Source organism: Exiguobacterium sp. s43, from assembly GCF_018617255.1.
Lineage (GTDB): Bacteria > Bacillota > Bacilli > Exiguobacteriales > Exiguobacteriaceae > Exiguobacterium > Exiguobacterium profundum.
The window spans coordinates 911,012-929,873 of sequence record NZ_JACSJT010000001.1; the positions used below are offsets into that span (position 1 = coordinate 911,012).

At 47.7% G+C, this 18,862-nt stretch carries 17 protein-coding genes; 14 read left to right on the forward strand and 3 right to left on the reverse strand.

From position 1 onward, the window contains the following. Window positions 1-55 precede the first annotated feature (55 nt). The 4 genes from KNO79_RS04665 to KNO79_RS04680 all read left to right on the forward strand — a co-directional run bounded on the left by KNO79_RS04665 (window position 56) and on the right by KNO79_RS04680 (window position 5,594). Window positions 56-1,027, forward strand: a complete 972-nt coding sequence (locus KNO79_RS04665) for a BMP family lipoprotein (protein ID WP_159562516.1) — start codon at window positions 56-58, stop codon at window positions 1,025-1,027. Continuing rightward, a complete protein-coding gene (locus KNO79_RS04670; RefSeq protein WP_074036563.1) occupies window positions 1,024-2,667 on the forward strand; it encodes a methyl-accepting chemotaxis protein in 1,644 nt (547 codons plus the stop codon). Before KNO79_RS04665 ends, KNO79_RS04670 begins: the two co-directional genes overlap by 4 nt. Window positions 2,668-2,890: 223 nt before the next feature. Continuing rightward, a complete protein-coding gene (locus KNO79_RS04675; protein WP_269317842.1) occupies window positions 2,891-3,475 on the forward strand; it encodes a helix-hairpin-helix domain-containing protein in 585 nt (194 codons plus the stop codon). Between the two features lies 1 nt (window position 3,476). Beyond that, window positions 3,477-5,594, forward strand: a complete 2,118-nt coding sequence (locus KNO79_RS04680; protein ID WP_214690735.1) for a DNA internalization-related competence protein ComEC/Rec2 — start codon at window positions 3,477-3,479, stop codon at window positions 5,592-5,594. Between the two features lie 61 nt (window positions 5,595-5,655). On the opposite strand, the gene KNO79_RS04685 is transcribed toward KNO79_RS04680, so the two are convergent. Continuing rightward, window positions 5,656-5,820, reverse strand: coding sequence for a YqzM family protein (locus KNO79_RS04685; RefSeq protein ID WP_012726678.1), 165 nt, complete (start codon window positions 5,818-5,820; stop codon window positions 5,656-5,658). Between the two features lie 90 nt (window positions 5,821-5,910). On the opposite strand from KNO79_RS04685, the gene holA reads away from it, so the two are divergent. Together holA and KNO79_RS04695 are read left to right on the forward strand one after the other, a co-directional pair. Then, on the forward strand, window positions 5,911-6,921 hold the full coding sequence (holA, locus tag KNO79_RS04690; RefSeq protein WP_236548987.1) for a DNA polymerase III subunit delta: 1,011 nt from the start codon (window positions 5,911-5,913) through the stop codon (window positions 6,919-6,921). Window positions 6,922-6,930: 9 nt separating this feature from the next. After that, a complete protein-coding gene (locus KNO79_RS04695) occupies window positions 6,931-7,368 on the forward strand; it encodes a GNAT family N-acetyltransferase (RefSeq protein ID WP_214690736.1) in 438 nt (145 codons plus the stop codon). Window positions 7,369-7,395: 27 nt separating this feature from the next. Here the strand turns inward: KNO79_RS04695 and rpsT are convergent, their stop codons facing one another. Further along, on the reverse strand, window positions 7,396-7,656 hold the full coding sequence (gene rpsT / locus KNO79_RS04700; protein WP_012726675.1) for a 30S ribosomal protein S20: 261 nt from the start codon (window positions 7,654-7,656) through the stop codon (window positions 7,396-7,398). A 219-nt stretch (window positions 7,657-7,875) separates the two neighbouring features. Here rpsT and lepA point away from each other — a divergent pair, with 219 nt between their 5' ends. The 5 genes from lepA to hemW all read left to right on the forward strand — a co-directional run bounded on the left by lepA (window position 7,876) and on the right by hemW (window position 14,439). Next, window positions 7,876-9,699 (forward strand): translation elongation factor 4, encoded by a 1,824-nt coding sequence (gene lepA, locus KNO79_RS04705; protein ID WP_196430887.1) that lies wholly within the window; start codon window positions 7,876-7,878, stop codon window positions 9,697-9,699. A 114-nt stretch (window positions 9,700-9,813) separates the two neighbouring features. Further along, window positions 9,814-10,884, forward strand: a complete 1,071-nt coding sequence (gene serC / locus KNO79_RS04710) for a 3-phosphoserine/phosphohydroxythreonine transaminase (RefSeq protein ID WP_196430886.1) — start codon at window positions 9,814-9,816, stop codon at window positions 10,882-10,884. Beyond that, a complete protein-coding gene (locus KNO79_RS04715) occupies window positions 10,862-12,025 on the forward strand; it encodes a phosphoglycerate dehydrogenase (protein ID WP_214690737.1) in 1,164 nt (387 codons plus the stop codon). The genes serC and KNO79_RS04715 overlap by 23 nt, the downstream gene beginning before the upstream one ends. A gap of 10 nt (window positions 12,026-12,035) precedes the next feature. Next, on the forward strand, window positions 12,036-13,217 hold the full coding sequence (locus KNO79_RS04720) for a DUF1015 domain-containing protein (RefSeq protein ID WP_214690738.1): 1,182 nt from the start codon (window positions 12,036-12,038) through the stop codon (window positions 13,215-13,217). 43 nt (window positions 13,218-13,260) lie between these two features. Beyond that, window positions 13,261-14,439 carry a radical SAM family heme chaperone HemW gene (gene hemW, locus KNO79_RS04725; protein WP_251127153.1) on the forward strand — a complete coding sequence of 393 codons (1,179 nt, stop codon included), beginning with the start codon at window positions 13,261-13,263 and terminating at the stop codon, window positions 14,437-14,439. A gap of 44 nt (window positions 14,440-14,483) precedes the next feature. On the opposite strand, the gene KNO79_RS04730 is transcribed toward hemW, so the two are convergent. After that, window positions 14,484-15,089: a DUF1054 domain-containing protein gene (locus KNO79_RS04730; protein WP_012726669.1), complete on the reverse strand. Its 606-nt coding sequence runs from the start codon at window positions 15,087-15,089 to the stop codon at window positions 14,484-14,486. A 199-nt stretch (window positions 15,090-15,288) separates the two neighbouring features. Here KNO79_RS04730 and hrcA point away from each other — a divergent pair, with 199 nt between their 5' ends. The 3 genes from hrcA to dnaK are packed head-to-tail and all read left to right on the forward strand — an operon-like array spanning window position 15,289 to window position 18,772. Then, window positions 15,289-16,311 carry a heat-inducible transcriptional repressor HrcA gene (gene hrcA / locus KNO79_RS04735; RefSeq protein WP_074036577.1) on the forward strand — a complete coding sequence of 341 codons (1,023 nt, stop codon included), beginning with the start codon at window positions 15,289-15,291 and terminating at the stop codon, window positions 16,309-16,311. A 17-nt stretch (window positions 16,312-16,328) separates the two neighbouring features. Then, complete coding sequence (gene grpE / locus KNO79_RS04740; RefSeq protein ID WP_012726667.1) at window positions 16,329-16,916, forward strand: nucleotide exchange factor GrpE; 588 nt, start codon at window positions 16,329-16,331, stop codon at window positions 16,914-16,916. A 29-nt stretch (window positions 16,917-16,945) separates the two neighbouring features. Continuing rightward, window positions 16,946-18,772 carry a molecular chaperone DnaK gene (gene dnaK / locus KNO79_RS04745; protein ID WP_159562505.1) on the forward strand — a complete coding sequence of 609 codons (1,827 nt, stop codon included), beginning with the start codon at window positions 16,946-16,948 and terminating at the stop codon, window positions 18,770-18,772. Window positions 18,773-18,862 lie beyond the last annotated feature (90 nt).

Consider the following 18,862-nt stretch of genomic DNA (forward strand, 5'->3'; position numbering starts at 1 on the left):
TTTCTCGGTCGATATAAGTGTTGTCAGACCATTAGAGAGAGGGAGTATTGAATATATGAAGAAAAGTATAATGCTCAGTACAATCACGGCTTGCACCCTTTGGTTGTCCGGTTGTCAGTCAGTTATCGACAATCCAAGTGCCACTGTCGAAGAACGACAGACGATGGGAGTTGTTTTATCTGACGTTGGTCTCGGGGACCAATCGTTCAGTGACGCAGCTATGCGTGGGATGGGTGAGCTACGTGAAACGGGCGATTGGTTCGTTGATTATCGTGAACTATCCGAAACGGAGACATACAAAGTTGGTTTTGAAGAATTGGTAAAAGAGGGACATGACGTAATTGTCGGTCTCGGTTTTGCGTGTCAAGAAGACTTAGAGGCCGTAGCGGCTGAACATCCGGAACAGCAATTTGCTTTGATCGATGGCGTGTCCGAACTTCCAAACGTCTTGAATATCACGTTCGAAGAGGGAGAGGGAAGTACGCTCGCCGGCGCCGTGGCTGGTCTTGAGACAGAGTCCGATACGATTGGATTTATCGGTGGGATGGATATGGAACTCATTCAAAAATTTGAAGCAGGATTTGAACGTGGCGCTAAAGCGGTGAACGAAGATGTCGAGATGCTCGTTGATTTCTCGAATGATTTTGCTTCACCAGAGCTCGGTCGCGAACTCGCTGAGAAACAAATTAAAGCGGGAGCAGATGTTCTGTATGCTGCAGCTGGACTTACAGGAGTCGGTGTACTCGAGACGGCTGAAAAATACGGCGTCAAGGCAATCGGGGTCGATAGTGATCAATCGATGATTGCACCAGATGCGGTTGTGACGTCGATGTTGAAACAAGTTGATTTGGCGATTGTAGAAATCGCGGGTCGTGTGACCGAAAAACCATTTAATGAACACGTCATCCTTGGAATTGAAGAGGGCGGCGTCGGCTTGGCTCCGCTTCGTCGCATTCAATGGGATGAGAAAGAAACATCAGAGTATGAATCGGTAGAACGTCAGTTGAAGGAGGGGACACTTAAATGAGTTTACGTAAACGTTTTATCTTCTCAACCGTCTTCACTGTCGTCTTAATCGTACTGATGATGAGTTACGTCTTGTCGACGTTGAATCGCTTGCAAACATATAACGAGCAGTATGGAAGTCAAATGATTGAATTGTCTCAACTTGAAACGTCACTCCTACAAGAACAATCCCTCTGGACGTCACTTGGCGAACAGTCGAACCAATCTACATTGACTCAATTAGAGCGCATCCGTGTGACGAACGCGGAAACATTCGATGATTTAAAACAGTCTTATTTGATTCCGGCATTTTCAAATCATTTAGACCGTGCCACGATGAAGTACGAACAGGTGAACGAAGATGTCGAGTCGGCACTTGAAGGTGGTATCGGAGCTCGGATCCAGGCAGCGAAACTAGAAGGTTTGTTAAATGATATCAATACGTTGATTGCAAAGAACGGTTCATTCTATGAAGCGCTTCAAGTAGAGGCGGCAAATGAGACGGAACGTCTCTTGTTGATTTCGGTCCTTTTGACGATTCTTGTCATTCTTGCGCTCGGAATCTATAACTTCTTCTTTGCCCGTTCGATCACTCGACCACTCGAAAAAAATGTCAAGGTGGCCGAAGCGATTGCAGCCGGACGTCTCGTCACGTTGCCTGAGTCGACGCGCAATGATGAAATCGGACGTCTTGAACGTGCCATGCGTGAGATGACGGCGTCTCTTCAGACGGTGATCGGGTCAATCCGAGTCACATCAATGAAAGTGAACGGGATGACCGAAACAGCCGCAGCCGAAAATGAAGCGGTCGTGAGTACGACATCTAACATCACGAACGCAGTTGATGAGATGGCACACGGAGCACAGTCGATTGCAAATGAGTTGCAAGAAACGCTCAGCTCAGTGCATACGATGGCAACTTCATTTGAGACGAGCTTGAACCAGACGAAACAAACGACGGAAGAAACGTCAGAAATGACACGTGAAGTAGCGGCTGGAATTGAAACATTAACGGACCAGGAGCACATTTTAGATCGTTCAAGCGAACGGAATGAAGTGCTTGTCACGCGAATGGACCACTTTGCACGACAAACGGCTGAGATTGAGGCGATGGCGAAGCTTGTCGAAGACGTCGCGGCTCAGACGAATTTACTTGCCCTCAATGCGGCAATCGAGGCAGCCCGTGCGGGAGAAGCGGGACGAGGATTTGCTGTCGTAGCAAGTGAAGTGAAGAAGTTGGCGGAAGAGAGCAACAAGGCGACTCGCTCTATTTTCCACGTCGTCGAGACGATCCAGCAAGAAGTCGTCCGTTTGACGGAAACGGTGAATGAGTCAAAACGCGAGCAAGAGGCGCAATTAGAAGCGTTCGGATTGACGAAAGAAGCATTCAACCGAATCCATGAACGGACAGACCACGTCGCTTCGTTCGTACGCACGATCGAACAAGAGATGCGCACATCGAGTAACGAGGTAAACAACGTCTTGCGTCGGGTTGAAGAAGTATCTGGGGTGACGGAAGAGTTGGCCGCAGGAAACGAAGAAGTGGCAGCCTCGATGAAAGAACAGCAGGCAAGCTTCGATCAAATCTTTACATTGATGCAAGAGTTAGAAGGACAGGCAGCGGCACTCGCTGACCAGGTTCAGCATTTCGAAGAAGAATAATCGAACAGTGAACAGTAGGAACGGAGGCCACGTGATGGTCTCCGTTTTTTCCGTCATTCTATAACCTGTTCATAGAAATTGTGTCGATGAATATCGTTACATGTACGAGTGCGATATGGAACATGCAAACAAATCATTTCCTAAAGTTAAGATTGTGGGGAAGAATGAGACGTGTTTCGAAACAGCTGATTCGCCATACTGAACGTAACAGTCGAACAGGGTGGTGATTCGCTTGGAAAGATGGAAACAACTCGTCATCGGTCTCCTAGTCGTTCTTTTTTTAGGAGTGGGCTATTTGTTTTATCAAAAGGAACCGGAGCAACGAATGGTGGACGAGTTCGTCATGGAACCTGAGGAGGTCACGCCGACCACGACCCCAGAGCGTATGGAGCTCGTTGTGTATGTGACAGGTGCGGTTGAATCTCCGAACGTATATACCGTACCAGAAGGGGCGAGAGTGGGCGATGTGCTCTCTTTGGCAGTCCTGACAGACGAAGCTGACCCAGAGCAGTTAAATTTAGCACAGTTGTTAGTTGATGGAGTCAAAATCATCGTGCCGAAAAAAGGAGAAACACCGATTTCGCAAGACTCAGCGAGTCCTGAGGTCGAAACGAACGGTGTTCATGTCAACAGTGCGACGAAAGAGGAACTGATGACGGTTCCAGGAATTGGTCCAGCCAAAGCCGAGGCGATTTTAAATCATCTGAAAGCGAACGGCCCATTTAAAACATATGAAGCGCTAGGTGATGTGAAGGGGTTCGGCGAAAAGACATTAGAAAGTATGAAGCCATATTTATTGGTACCTTAAGATGCCGCTGTTTCCATTGTTTGCGGTACTCATTGTAACCGGTCTGAAAGAAGGATTCTATTTGGTCTCTGTGGTCGCTATTGTCTTTTATCTGGTCACACGACGTGGGCAAGGCCTGTATGCGAAAGCCGGAGTGATTGGACTCATCTGTATCGCATCGTTCCATACGACCCCTACAGAATCGTTACCGTCAGACACGATTTCCTTCTCAATCGAAAGTCGAAAAGAGAATGGGAAATCGGTAAGACTATACGGGAACGTAGACGATCTTCAGGGCGTCTTACGAGGACGCGAATTAGAACACGGACGACCTGGAGAGACGTGCCTCGTGCAAATCGAAGTAGAGGCGTTTCAACCGTTACGAAACACCGGGGGATTTGATGAACGGGCTTGGGCACGGAGTTCAAACGTATCCTTTAAAGGGAAGGTGAAGCGAATCGACACGTGTCGTCCGACGGCAGGGTGGGACGGTCGGTTGTTGCGTTGGAAAGAACAACAACTTCAACAAATTGAGCATCGTCATCGTGCGGATGTCGCATTATATATGGAGGCATTATTGTTCGGAGAGAGTCGAATGCTAGATGAAAAGACCTCATTTTCTTATCGTGTGACGGGCCTTCTTCATCTTCTTGTGATTTCCGGTTCACATATTGCCATGTTGATCGTGGCCATGCGCATATTGATGCAGCCAATCCCTATTCGACGTGAAACGAAGACGGTACTGATGATCTTTAGTATTACGATGTTCGGATGGATGACTGGTTTTTCCCCACCTGTTGCAAGAGCTGTCGTCGTCGCAGATGCGATCCTCTTTCTCTCTCTTTTCGGTGTGACGATTCGAGACCCGATTCGGCTCTTGAGTTGGTGTGCGGCGGGCATGTTGGCCGTTCAACCGTTCCTTCTCACGAATCTGGGTTTCCAATTGACGGTCGGGATGACCTTCTTTTTGTTAGTCACGAGACAAATCTGGACAGGACTAATCGAGTTGTCCGTTTTCGCACAGCTGTTTGGGCTGATTGTACTATGGCAAGTACAACCGGTTCTATCCGTCGCGGCACCGATATGGAATCTCGTGATGGCCATCTGTATCTCGTGGATCATCATGCCACTCGCATTTGTCACATGGATGATTCCTTCAATTGCCCCGTTGTTCATGATTGTGTTGGATGAGATCAATGGAATGTTCGCCCTCCACGATGATTTACGACCTTGGCTTCCGTTGCACGATCTGGCATTGCCGTCGCAAATCGCATTGTTGCTAGGATTGTGGGGGAGCTTGACGCTGATGAATCGAAAACGATGGATCGGATGGGGGGCGGCCATCATGACATGTGGGTTGATTGCGGGATGGTCAGAATGGTCGGAATCCTCCAGGGTGACCTTTTTGGATGTCGGGCAAGGTGATGCAATCGTCGTAGAATCGGGAAGAACGATTGGTGTCATTGATGTAGGAGGCGTATTTCAAGATCCAAACGAGCAAAAGCGAAGCACATTTGACCCGGGGGAAGATGTATTGGCCCCTTATTTATGGAAGCGTGGGGAGCGTTCGCTTGATTTTGTCCTGTTGACCCATGCGGATCATGACCACATCGGCGGATTAGAAGGATTATTGAAAGTGGTGACGGTGGAAGAACTTTGGATATCAAAAGAAGTGGCGAATGCTGAAAAACGAGAAGAACTGCTACACTTAGCAGCGGCCTATGATGTATCGGTCCATTATCTCGAGGCAGACGATCGTCCGACGCCATGGATGTGGATTGTGGCACCGAATCGGCGACATGAAGATGAAAATGATCATTCGATTAGCCTTTACATGAATGTAGGTGGCATGCGGTATCTATTGACAGGAGATTTGCCGATAGAGGGAGAAGCAGAGTTACCGACGCTTGACGTCGACGTATTTAAATTAGGGCATCACGGATCCAACACGTCGTCGGGGGAAGAACTACTTGAGCGAATCGATCCAGAATGGATCATTGCGAGTGTCGGTTCGAACAATCGATATGGACATCCGCACATAGAGACGTTACGACGGGTTGTGGGCAGACGTCTATTACGAACCGACTTAAATGGAATGATTGTCTGTGAAGAGAACATGTGTCGGGGGATCATCGAGTAGTACGGGATAAAATGTGATACACTAAAAAACGATTGCTCCCCCGGGGCAATCGTTTGATCACTTATAGACTTAAGAATTTGATGATGACACCGATGAAGAAAATCGTGAAGAAAAAGCCAAATGGGACGATGAAGCCGATCGCAGAGTCGATGGCGTCATTACGTTTGCATTGAACGTCATTTTCAAACGGGTTTTCACTCGGTGGGCGTACTGAGTTGATTTGCATATTAGGTCCCTCCTTATCATACTTCCTTTATAAGTATAGCGAATCATGGGAAGATAATCTATGTTTAGATGAGAATAAATTGTGAAAGTGGTGTGTGTTTTGAATGAACCGTGGTTACATAATGGAAAACTGGCGAGCGTCTATGTTCTCCATGGCACCGAAAAATATTTGTTAGAGACGTGGGAACGTGAAATCGTGAAGGCGGCCAATCCATCCGGTGATCAATTTGATGTCATGCAACTAGATCTTCTAGAGACGTCACTCGATACGGCGCTTGATGAAGCGGAGACGGTCCCTTTCTTTAGTGAATATCGCACGGTTATCGTGAAAAATGCCCAGTTCTTAACGGGTGCGAAAGAGAAGCAAAAGCACAATGTCGACCGCCTGGCGGAATATGTCGTGCAACCGGCGACTTACTCGGTTCTTGTCTTAATTGTTGAGTCAGAAAAACTCGATGAGCGGAAAAAAATTGTGAAGCGCTTGAAAGAGCGTGCCATCGTACTCGAAGCGAAAAAACCGAGCCAAAACGAACTGATGCGATACGTGAACGATGCATTGAGTCGTGAACAACAAAAGATGGAGCGCTCTACGATGGAGCGTCTTTTATTCCTATGTCAGGATGATTGGGGAAAGTTGGTTCGTGAATTAGAGAAGCTACAGTTGTACGCGGGAACGGGTGCGACGATTCCGATTGAGATTGTGAATGATTTAGTTCCCCGTACATTAGAAGATAACATCTTTCAACTCTCGGAGCTTCTCGTCAAACGTCAAGCAGATGCAGCGCTTCGATTGGTTCGGGATTTAGAGAAACAAGGGCAAGAACTGATTGGACTACTCGGGTTGCTTGCTAGACAATATCGGAACATGTACCTGTCAAAACAGTTGACGGAGGCAGGTTATGGAGAGAAGCAAATCGCATCGAAAATCGGGGCCCACCCGTATACAATCAAATTGGCGACACAAGCGAGTCGGGGCTTTTCCGAGGCTCAGCTCGCACGAGCGCTGACCTTGATTGCAGACGCGGATGAAGCTATGAAAACGGGACGTGGTGACAAACAAATCGTGTTCGATACGCTCGTTTGTCAACTGGCCTTATTGTGAGGTGAAGGAATGGGATTCAAACAAGTGACACTTCAAGACGTGATTCCGCTCCGTCATGTTGTGCTCAGACCAGGAAAAGACGTTGAGACGTGTTATTTTGAAGGGGATGAGGCACCGACGACGCGACACTTCGCTTGGGTTGAAGGCAATCGAGTGCTATCGGTCGCTACAGTCATGCTGTCCCCGAAACAAATCGAGGGTGAGGGGATTCCGCTCCAACTCCGTGGTATGGCGACGGATCCTTATGTTTCGGGACGAGGAATCGGCTCTCGGTTTTTACAGGCACTCCATGATGAGCTGGGATGTTCATGGTGGTGTAATGCGAGAGAAGTGGCTGTCCGATTCTATGAACGAAATGGGCTTACACGAATCGGAGAGCCATTCGACATTCCTGAGATCGGTCCTCATTACATCATGGTATACAAAAAAACAGCCGGCTCCGAATAGGAGGCGGCTGTTTCGTGTGATCTCTAATTAGAGAGCAGCGATACGAGCTGCGAGGCGTGATTTATCACGACCTGCTTTGTTTTTGTGGATAAGACCTTTTGATGCAGCCTTGTCGAGCTTCTTCGTAGCGAGGACGAAAGCTTCTTGAGCAGCTTCTTTGTTTCCTTCGAGTACGAGAGCATCAACACGTTTTACTGCTGTACGCATTGCCGCTTTCTCTTGTGAGTTCGCAACACGACGTTTTTCAGAAGTTTTTGCACGTTTGATTGCTGATTTGATGTTTGCCATTGTTTGTCACCTCCTGAAACAAGAAAGTGTATGTTCTTATTACTTCAAGTAATCATTCAACAGAACAAGCACAATTGTAGCAAACGGTTATATGAAAAGCAACCACTTGATGATTATTCTGAAAACTATCTGTGGTATTGTTGTAGTAGGTCGTACACATTACTTTAGGATTTTGATATAATGACACGGTATGCATGAGAAGGATAGGTGAACCCATATATGAACAAACAAGAATTAGAGAATCGTCAGAAGAAGATTCGTAACTTTTCCATCATCGCGCACATCGATCATGGAAAGTCGACGCTCGCTGACCGGATTCTTGAGAAGACTGGTGCACTCACGGCTCGTGAGATGAAAGAGCAGACGCTTGACGCGATGGACTTGGAGCGTGAGCGTGGAATTACAATCAAATTGAACGCCGTCAAATTGAACTATACGGCGAAAGACGGAGAAGAGTATATTCTTCACTTGATCGACACGCCAGGACACGTCGACTTCACATATGAAGTGTCACGTTCGCTTGCGGCATGTGAAGGTGCAATTCTCGTCGTCGACGCAGCGCAAGGAATTGAAGCGCAAACCCTTGCGAACGTTTATTTAGCACTCGATAACGACCTTGAAATCATTCCGGTCATTAATAAAATCGACTTGCCGTCAGCGGATGTCGAGCGGGTCCGTCAAGAGATTGAAGACGTCATCGGCCTCGATGCGAGTGATGCGGTCCCGACTTCTGCAAAAGCGGGAATCGGGATTGAAGAGATTCTCGAACAAATCGTGGAACTTGTCCCTCCGCCGACAGGTGACCCGTCTGAACCATTGCAAGCACTGATTTTTGACTCATACTATGACGCTTACCGCGGTGTCGTCGCATCGATTCGTATCGTGAACGGTTCAGTCAAAGTAGGAGACAAAGTTCAAATGATGGCGACTGGCAAGACGTTCGAAGTGACGGACCTCGGTGTGTCGACGCCAAAACCGATCTCTGTTAAAGAATTGAACGTAGGAGACGTTGGTACGCTTTCTGCATCCATTAAAACAGTAGGAGATGTTCGCGTCGGGGATACGATCACACTTGCTAAAAACCCGGCAACGAGTCAGCTACCTGGTTATCGCAAGATGAACCCGATGGTTTACTGTGGTTTGTATCCGATTGATGCGGCTAAGTACAATGATCTTCGTGAGGCACTTGAAAAGCTCCAGCTCTCAGATGCCGCACTCGAGTTTGAACCAGAGACGTCGCAAGCGCTCGGTTTTGGTTTCCGTTGTGGATTCCTCGGCATGCTTCATATGGAAATCATTCAAGAGCGGATTGAACGTGAGTTTAACATCGACTTGATTACGACGGCACCATCGGTAATTTATCACGTGACGACGACTTCAGGCGAAGTAATTCACGTCGATAACCCATCGAAGATGCCAGAGCAACAAAAGGTTGATTCAATCGAAGAACCATACGTCAAGGCGGCTGTCATGACACCAAACGACTACGTAGGTGCAATCATGGAACTTTGCCAGAAGAAACGCGGAACGTTCATCGATATGCAATACATCGATACGACTCGCGTCAAAATCACGTACGAGATTCCGCTCAGTGAAATCGTCTATGATTTCTTCGATCAGTTGAAATCGAGCACGAAAGGCTACGCGTCTCTCGATTATGAGTTGATCGGCTACCGTCAATCGCGTCTCGTGAAGATGGATATCTTGCTCAATAACGAAATCGTCGATGCCCTCAGCTTCATCGTTCACCGTGACTTCGCGTACGAACGTGGGAAGGTCATTGTTGAGAAGCTTAAAGCTCTCATTCCACGGATGCAGTTCGAAGTTCCAGTCCAAGCGGCCGTTGGAACTAAAATCGTCGCACGTTCTACGATTAAAGCACTTCGTAAAAACGTTTTGGCTAAATGTTATGGGGGAGATATCTCACGTAAACGGAAACTCCTCGAGAAACAAAAAGAAGGTAAGAAGCGCATGAAGATGGTCGGGTCCGTCGAAGTCCCGCAAGAAGCGTTTATGTCTGTTCTCTCTATGGACGAAGAATAATGAGTTTGAGTCGCCCTGATTTTCGAATCAGGGCGATTTTGTATTTCAGGCAGGAAATGCCCTTTCATATAAGGAAGAGTAAACCCTTAGACAGACTATAGAGGAGGAAACACCGTGTCGACGTATACATACTCTGCGGGTCCTGGCATGCTACCGACAGAAGTGATGCAAGAGATTCAACAACATCTTTTGACGTTTGAGTATGAAGGCGTTTCGATTATCGAAACGAGTCATCGCTCAGCGTCTTTCGAACGTGTGGTCGACTCTCTTGAATTGAGATTGAGAAGACTCATGCATATCCCTGAGAATTACGCTGTGCTTTGGCTACAAGGCGGTGCGACGTTACAATTTTCAATGATTCCGATGAATTTACGGAAGCGGAATCGATTCGCTTATGTGGATACGGGCATCTGGTCTAAAAAAGCGATGGAAGATGCGAAACACTTTGGAGAGGTCGATGTCATTCACCCATTGGTAGATGCGACGGGAAAGATGTCGTTTGAATCGAGCCTTGTCCAAGAGGTGGACTATCTCCATGTGACACTGAACAACACGATTGAAGGGACTCGATTTACACATCTCCCTGAAATCGATGTCCCGCTGATTGCAGATGCTTCCTCGAACATTCTAGCCGAGCAAATCGATGTGGAGCGCTTCGGGGTGATTTATGCCGGAGCCCAAAAGAATATCGGACCTGCAGGACTGACGGTCGTCATCATCCGTCGGGATTTGATTCAGTCGCTTGAGTTGCCGAGTTATCTTCAGTATGGGTCACATGTCGATACGTTATTCAATACACCATCGACCTTCAGCATGTATGTAGCAGAGCGTGTATTGAAGTGGGTGGAAGACCGCGGAGGCGTCGAAGCGATGGAACGATTGAATCATCAGAAAAGTGACAGGGTCTATTCCTATCTTGAAGAGTCGACCTGCTTTTCTCCAATTGTTTCGGGGGAATGTCGTTCATTGACGAACATCCCATTTACAACGGGAGATCAAGAGATGGATCGGCGATTTGAACGATACGCTTTAGAACGTGGATTGCTCGAACTCGGTGGTCATCGTTCGGTAGGGGGCTTACGTGCAAGTCTGTATAACGCGATGCCGCTAGAAGGGGCAGAACGCCTCGTCGACGTCATGAGAGCATTCGAGGAGGAAACCCATGTATCACATCAAAACATTTAATCAAATCGCTGCCGCTGGTCTGAAACGATTTGAGCCAAGCGAGTACGTCATCAATGCATCGGATCAAGCCGATGCTTGGGTACTGAGAAGTCATCAAGTCCACGAAGAGGATATCTCTCCCTATCTTCTCGCCATCGCTAGAGCAGGGGCCGGTGTCAACAACCTTCCGCTCGATCAACTTGCGAAGCGAGGAATCGTCGCGTTTCATACACCTGGTGCGAATGCGAATGCGGTGAAAGAACTCGTCCTTGCGAGCATGATCCTCTCGGTACGACCCATTGTGAAAGGACTCAATTGGGTGAATGAACAGACTATCGCATCGCAATCGCAATTAGAAGAAGCGATGGAAGTGCAAAAACGACAATTCCTCGGAGCGGAGTTGCGAGGCAAAAAAGTAGGGATTATCGGTCTAGGAGCCATCGGTGCGTCGCTAGCCAACGATCTTCTCCAGCTTGGGGTCGATGTTATCGGATACGATCCCCATCTCTCGGTTGATGCCGCCTGGAATATTTCGAAACACGTCACGCGTGCCAAACATTTAAGTGAGGTACTGGGAAATGTTGACTTATTGTCGATTCATATGCCTTTGACTGAGGAGACTCGATTCAGCATTGACCAGAGTTGGTTCGAACGGATGAAACCGGGGATGACTGTTTTGAACTTTGCGCGAGGAGAGCTCGTGAAAGATGATGACTTATTGAAGGCGTTGCATCATCATGTGGGACTGTATGTGACCGACTTCCCCCGTCACACGTTGATTGGTCATCCGCAAGTCATGGCACTGCCTCACCTCGGTGCATCGACTAAAGAATCGGAAGTTAATTGTGCCATTCAAGCAGTGGAGACGCTGAAGTTGTATCTCGAGACAGGGAATATTCGTTCGTCTGCTAATTTTCCGAACGTCGAGCTTCCTTACACCGGTAAACGCCGTCTTGGAATCTTGCATCGAAACGTCCCGAACATGGTCGGTCAAATCACGGGAGAACTTGCCTCACATGGATTGAATATCGATAACATGGTCAATCGTAGCCGCGGGGAGATGGCGTATACGTTAATTGATTTAGACAACAGTGAGCATGAACCGTTATCGATTCATGCGCTGTATGAAATACAGGGCGTCATCCGCGTCCGGGAATTTTAAGGAGGATCTTATGGTCGTATTTAAACCGTTCAGCCCTTATATGCCTGCGCATCCGGAACGTGTCGCCGCAGACCCGTACGATGTCGTATCGATTGAAGAGGCGCAAGCCGTCATTTCAGAAAATCCTGATTCTTTTTTAGCAGTTGATAAGCCGGAAGCACTTCAATCCGACCTTTCGCTTGAGAAGTGGGGGGATTTGGCGCGTCATGAGCTAGAACGTCTCTATGAGAAGGAGTTGACGGAACGTCCGAATGGATTTTACGTCTATCGATTGACATCGGGACAACGTCAGCAAACCGGTTTAGTCGCCACCTTTTCAGTCGCGGATTATGAAGCCGGTCGAATCAAGATTCACGAATATACACGGGAGGCGAAGGAGCGGGAACGTGTCGAGCATGTCCGGGCGACGCGAGCGCACACCGGTCCTATTCTACTCAGTCATCCTCCACATGCAAACTTGAAGCAAATCTTACATAAAGCGACAGACGGAGACCCGTTGTTCTCGTTCACGGATGAACGAGGCGTCATGCATGAAGGATTCATGGTTCCAAACCGTGAACTCGCTCGTGTCATGATGATTGGCGCAACCATCCCGTCGATCTACATTGCGGATGGACATCATCGTGCGAAAGCGGCAGCGGTCGTTTCCGGGATGGGTGGGGATCGTTCTCAAAAGAATGAACGTACACACTTCTTAGGTGTCCTCTTCCCGAGTGACGAATTGACGATTTTGCCGTATCATCGCGTGCTGACAGCGATTAGTCCAGAAGAGGTGGAGAATATGTTAGACGGACTCTCGTTTTCATACATGATCAATGAGGAGGATGGTCTTGTCCTGCCGAAAGAACATGGCGTCTTCGGAGTCGCCTATCGAGGGAAATATTATCAGTTGACGAAACGGCAAGAGGACAAGGCGCTAGACGTTGCCATCTTACAACGAGATATACTAACGCCGTACTTCAACGTCGAGGATATTCGTACAGACGCGAGAGTCGATTTTGTCGGTGGGAACAAGACGGCCTCGGAATTAGAGAAGCTGACTAAAGTACCAGATCGATTGCTTTTCACGTGCCATGAGACAACGATGTCACAACTGATGCGCGTGGCGGATGATGGTGGCCAGATGCCCCCAAAATCAACCTGGTTCGAGCCGAAATTGAAGAGTGGTTTATTCATTCATCGATTCGATTGATGGCGCAGGCTGGAAAGAACAGACGAAAAGCGTTATAAATGGAATGAGAAGAAAGGGGTGGCCGAAATTGGCTAAAGCCGTATATCTTCACATTCCATTTTGTGAACATATTTGTTATTACTGTGATTTCAACAAGGTGTTTTTAAAAAATCAGCCTGTTGATGCTTATTTAGATGCATTAGAGCGAGAGATGGTATTGACGCTCGAGGCGTTTCCGACAGAGCGGATTGATACCATCTTTATCGGAGGCGGGACACCGACCGCGCTCAATGAGGAGCAGATGGCGCGCCTGATGGATATGGTCCGCCAACACCTTCTGCCACTCGCGTCAGATGACCTCGAATATTCTGTCGAAGCGAACCCGAACTTTGTGAGTGCGGAAAAGCTTGATACGATGAAAGCAGGTGGCGTCAACCGGCTCAGTTTCGGTGTCCAGACGTTTGATGATGGTGGACTGGAGCGCATCGGCCGTACGCATCGTGCGGATGATGTGTTCGAGACGGTAAGTGAAGCGGCAAAACGCTTTGACAATATCTCGATTGACCTGATGTTTGGTCTTCCGGAACAAACACTTGAACAAATTGACCGTGATTTAGAGCTAGCGCTTAAATTACCGATTCAACATGTATCCTCTTATTCGTTGATTCTCGAACCGCATACCGTCTTTGCGATTCAAGATCGAAAAGGGAAGCTCCGTTTACCGGGAGAAGATGTCGAAGTCGAAATGTACTTGAAAGTGATGGAGACGCTTGAACGCCATGGTCTCCAACAATATGAGATTTCCAACTATGGCTTGCCTGGTCGGGAGAGCCGTCACAATCAAGTGTACTGGCGCAATGAAGAGTACTATGGATTCGGAGCCGGAGCGCATAGTTATTTGAATGGGACACGTCGCGCCAATATCGCTCCAATTCCTCACTATATTAAAGCAGAAGGCATCCCTGTGAAACGGGTGACCGAACTAGAAGAAGTGGAAAAGATGGAAGAAGAGTTATTCCTTGGCCTGCGTATGCGTTCCGGGGTCTCGCTTCAGACGTTTGAACAGAAGTACGGAGTGTCGCTCGATGATGTGTTCGGTCACGTCATCGAAGAGTTGGTGAAGAAGTCACTGATTGAACGGACGGACACACATATCCGTCTAACGGCATCCGGTTTGCCACTCGCCAATGAAGCCTTTGCAGCCTTTATTGGAGAAGCAAAACTTGAACATGCTGATTCATAAAAAAATGGACAAGTCCCTCGTGAGGATTTGTCCATTTTCTTATATTACAAGACGAGATCACGATAGAGCGGTGTAAGCCGACCGAACGTGTCTTCGACCAACGCGAGAAATGCGTCTTCATTTTGAAGAATCGACGCATCGGCAGGAAGTTGACGGCCGATCAAGAAATCAGCCTTTTTCACAGTGCCGAATCGCTCAAGTAGCGATTGAATGTCTTCAGTTGACGTATCTTCAACAAGTAACGCTTCTTTTTTCATATGGTCGCCCGCGATATGGAAATCAGGGAATGTTGATTTCAAATCGATTTGTTGCAGGTGTTTCGCGATGGCGTCCTTGTTCGGCATCTCATAGATGAACGCTAGCCAGATGAAGACACGATCGTCGAAAAGCCCAACTTGTAAGTGCGGATGTTTTTTGTACCCACGTTTGTCGTGACAAATCGCCATCCACGTATCTTTCGGTGGGTTCACCGTCCGACGAGCGTGCTTCGCCACATGCAAATAAAGAGGAATACCGACATCAGCTTCAAGCTCTGGCCCGACCTCGTCATAAATCCGATGGAAGAGCGGTTGAATATCCGAACGGATGCCAGACATTCGTTCGTCGAGTCCATCCTGTTTAAATACATTAAATTGTTTTGTTGTAAACATTTAATCACCTCATCATCTATTCTACCGAAATGGGCTTTTATTTTCATTTCGTAGGTTTGCTATCGTGAAAAAAGGTGAAAAAATCCGAGTGTATGAATTGACAAATAGTGAGAACATGATAATATTTGAAGTGTGATTAGCACTCGTTAAATATGAGTGCTAATAAAGCGGGGTAACCTTTTCAGAGAGGAGTGATGTTGTGCTGACAGATCGACAATTGCTCATTCTTCGAGCCATCATTGACGATTACATCCAGACGGCTCAGCCGGTCGGTTCTCGGACATTGTCGAAACGAGACGATTTGACGTTTAGTTCAGCAACGATTCGGAATGATATGGCCGATTTGGAAGACATGGGGCTGATTGAAAAACCACATACTTCTGCAGGTCGCATCCCGTCAGAGGTCGGCTATCGATATTACGTGGACCACCTCGTCGAGAAGCAGATCATCGACGAACGGGAGACAGGTCGACTAGAAGAACGTTTGAAACAATCTTCAAAAGAGTCTGAGATCCTGATTCGACAAGCTGCAGATCTCCTTTCTGATTTGACCAATTATACGACGGTCGCCCTCGGTCCGAACAGCCAAATGGAAACGTTGGCCCGTGTGGACTTTATGCCATTAGACGAGCGGCGTGGTGTCGTTCTCATCGTCACGGATCAAGGTCACGTCGAGCATCGTACCGTCATGTTTGAATCGCGTGTCGCTCCTGACGTCATCGAGGAAACGATTCGACTGTTGAACGACCGCCTTGTCGGAACGCCAATCGGACAATTGAAAATCCGGATTGGGGAGGAAGTTGCCAAATTGCAACTCGCTCAGCGACAGCAGTACGAGAACATGATGCAACTGATTCAATCGACGCTCGGAATCCAAACGCCGTCTTCGCTTTATCTCGGGGGCAAGAAGAAAATCTTCAATCAACCCGAGTTTCAGACGCTCGACACGTTACGCCCATTCCTAGAATGGATTGATGAGCAAGAACGATTGACGCACTGGCTCGAATCGTTGCCAAATCGTGAGATTTATGTGAGCATTGGGAGCGAGAACGGAATTGTCGCCCTTCAAAATTGTAGTGTCATCACCTCGGATTATACACTAGACGGAAAAACATTCGGTACAATCGCTATGATTGGTCCAACGCGTATGAATTACCGTCATGGTGTCCAAATGATGGGACAAATTATCGAAGCGTTGCGACGAACGAAACTAGATGAGTGACGGAAAGGAGTTTTATTATGACAGCAGATCACCAAAACGGGCACGAGCAAGATGACGTGCTTGAAGAAAAATCTGTAGACTCGGCACAAACAGAAGAGAATGAGTCGACTGAATCAAATGAAGATGAGGTTTTAAATGCTGAGATTGTGGAAGAAAGTTCTGAGGGGACGGACTTACAAAAAGAAATCGAAGCGTTGAAAGCGAGCGAGCTCCGCATTCGTGCCGACTTTGACAACTTCCGTCGTCGGACGAACGAAGAGAATGCCAAACGCGTCAAGTTTGCTTCACAGTCTGTCATTGAAAAATTGATTCCGCTCATTGACAACTTTGAGCGTGCACTTCAAGTAAACGCAACTTCAGAGGATGCGAAGCAGATTCAATCAGGAGTCGATATGATTCATCGTCAACTGCTTGACGTATTAAATGCTGAGCAAGTCGAAGTGATTGAAGCAGTCGGACAGCCGTTCGACCCGAATTTCCATCAAGCAGTCATGCAAGAACCGAGCGATGAGTTCGAGTCAGGTATCGTGACGATGGAGCTTCAAAAAGGATATACGATGCATGGTCGAGTCATTCGCCCGAGCATGGTAAAAGTCGCAGAATAACACTACTTAACGAGACGGAGGAATAAACGATGGGTAAAATTATCGGTATTGACTTAGGGACTACAAACTCATGTGTGGCAGTAATGGAAGGTGGCGAAGCAGTCGTCATCTCGAACGCAGAAGGTAACCGTACGACTCCTTCGGTTGTTGCATTCAAAGGAGAAGAGCGTCAAGTAGGTGAGGTCGCGAAACGTCAGGCCATCACGAACCCGAATACGATCCAATCAATTAAACGTCACATGGGAACGTCACATACAGTCGACGTAGACGGCAAAAAATTCACACCACAAGAAATCTCGGCAATCATTTTGCAAAAGTTGAAGAAAGATGCTGAAGACTACCTCGGTGAAACAGTCACGGAAGCCGTCATCACAGTTCCTGCATACTTCAACGACGCGGAGCGTCAAGCGACAAAAGATGCTGGTAAGATTGCTGGTCTTGATGTCAAGCGAATCATCAACGAGCCAACAGCTGCGGCACTCGCTTACGGTCTTGATAAAGGCGAAGACCACACGATTTTGATCTATGACCTCGGTGGTGGTACGTTTGACGTTTCAATCCTTGAGCTTGGCGACGGAGTATTCGAAGTTGTCGCAACAGCTGGTGACAACCGTCTCGGTGGAGATGACTTCGACCAAAAAGTCATCGACTACCTCGTTGCAGAATTCAAAAAAGAAAATGGTATCGACCTCGGGAAAGATAAGATGGCACTTCAACGTTTGAAAGATGCAGCTGAAAAAGCGAAGAAAGACCTTTCAGGTGTGACAAGTGCACACATCAGCCTTCCGTTTATCACAGCAGGTGAAGCAGGTCCACTCCACTTGGAGATGACACTCACACGTGCGAAATTTGAAGAATTGACGGCTGACCTTGTCGAACGCACAATGGAACCGACGCGTCGTGCTTTAAAAGATGCAGGACTTACACCATCTGACCTCGACAAGATCATTCTCGTCGGTGGTTCGACACGTATCCCTGCTGTTCAAAAAGCAATCCACGACTTCACGAAGAAAGAGCCGTTCAAAGGGGTAAACCCGGATGAAGTCGTTGCACTTGGTGCAGCAATTCAAGGTGGAGTTCTTGCTGGAGACGTGAAAGACGTCGTTCTTCTCGATGTGACTCCACTCTCACTTGGAATCGAGACAATGGGTGGCGTGATGACGAAACTCATCGATCGCAACACGACAATCCCGACATCGAAATCACAAGTGTTCTCGACTGCAGCCGATAACCAGCCTGCTGTTGACATCCACGTCCTTCAAGGGGAACGTCCGATGGCACCAGACAACAAGACACTTGGTCGCTTCCAATTGACGGACATCCCACCAGCACCACGTGGTGTGCCGCAAATCGAAGTAAAATTCGATATCGATGCAAACGGAATCGTTCATGTATCGGCGAAAGACCTCGGTACGAACAAAGAACAATCGATCACAATCCAATCTTCTTCAGGTATCGATGAGGCGGAAATCGAGCGTATGGTGAAAGAAGCAGAAGCGAACGCAGAAGCAGATAACAAACGTAAAGAAGAAGCAGAACTTCGCAACGAAACAGACCAACTCGTCTTCGCGACAGACAAGGCAATCAAAGATCTTGGTGAGCAAGTAGAAGAGGCGGACAAAGAAAAAGCAGAAGCTGCGAAAGAAAAAGCGAAAACTGCTCTCGAAGGTTCAGACCTTGAGGCGATCCGTACAGCCAAAGACGAATTGTCAGCTGTCGTTCAAGAGTTGACGCAAAAAGTATATGCTAAAATGGCTGAACAGCAAGGTGCTGAAGGCGCAGAACCACAGGCGGAAGCGAAACAGGACGATAATGTCGTGGACGCAGAGTTTGAGGATCTCGACGACCGTAAATAAACAGCCGTTGTAAAGGAGAGCGCCAAAGCAGGTTTCTGCTTTGGCTCTTTCCATGTTAAGGTAGAATCGGTAAAATCGATACGTAGTTAG

Coding starts and splice junctions, on each gene's coding strand:
- KNO79_RS04715 (WP_214690737.1), top strand. CDS start 10,862: ATGTATCACATCAAAACATTTAATCAAATCGCTGCCGCTGGTCTGAAA.
- KNO79_RS04720 (WP_214690738.1), top strand. CDS start 12,036: ATGGTCGTATTTAAACCGTTCAGCCCTTATATGCCTGCGCATCCGGAA.
- hemW (WP_251127153.1), top strand. CDS start 13,261: ATGAGAAGAAAGGGGTGGCCGAAATTGGCTAAAGCCGTATATCTTCAC.
- rpsT (WP_012726675.1), bottom strand. CDS start 7,656: ATGGCAAACATCAAATCAGCAATCAAACGTGCAAAAACTTCTGAAAAA.
- KNO79_RS04670 (WP_074036563.1), top strand. CDS start 1,024: ATGAGTTTACGTAAACGTTTTATCTTCTCAACCGTCTTCACTGTCGTC.
- grpE (WP_012726667.1), top strand. CDS start 16,329: ATGACAGCAGATCACCAAAACGGGCACGAGCAAGATGACGTGCTTGAA.
- lepA (WP_196430887.1), top strand. CDS start 7,876: ATGAACAAACAAGAATTAGAGAATCGTCAGAAGAAGATTCGTAACTTT.
- KNO79_RS04695 (WP_214690736.1), top strand. CDS start 6,931: ATGGGATTCAAACAAGTGACACTTCAAGACGTGATTCCGCTCCGTCAT.
- KNO79_RS04665 (WP_159562516.1), top strand. CDS start 56: ATGAAGAAAAGTATAATGCTCAGTACAATCACGGCTTGCACCCTTTGG.
- KNO79_RS04730 (WP_012726669.1), bottom strand. CDS start 15,089: ATGTTTACAACAAAACAATTTAATGTATTTAAACAGGATGGACTCGAC.
- KNO79_RS04685 (WP_012726678.1), bottom strand. CDS start 5,820: ATGCAAATCAACTCAGTACGCCCACCGAGTGAAAACCCGTTTGAAAAT.
- dnaK (WP_159562505.1), top strand. CDS start 16,946: ATGGGTAAAATTATCGGTATTGACTTAGGGACTACAAACTCATGTGTG.
- KNO79_RS04680 (WP_214690735.1), top strand. CDS start 3,477: ATGCCGCTGTTTCCATTGTTTGCGGTACTCATTGTAACCGGTCTGAAA.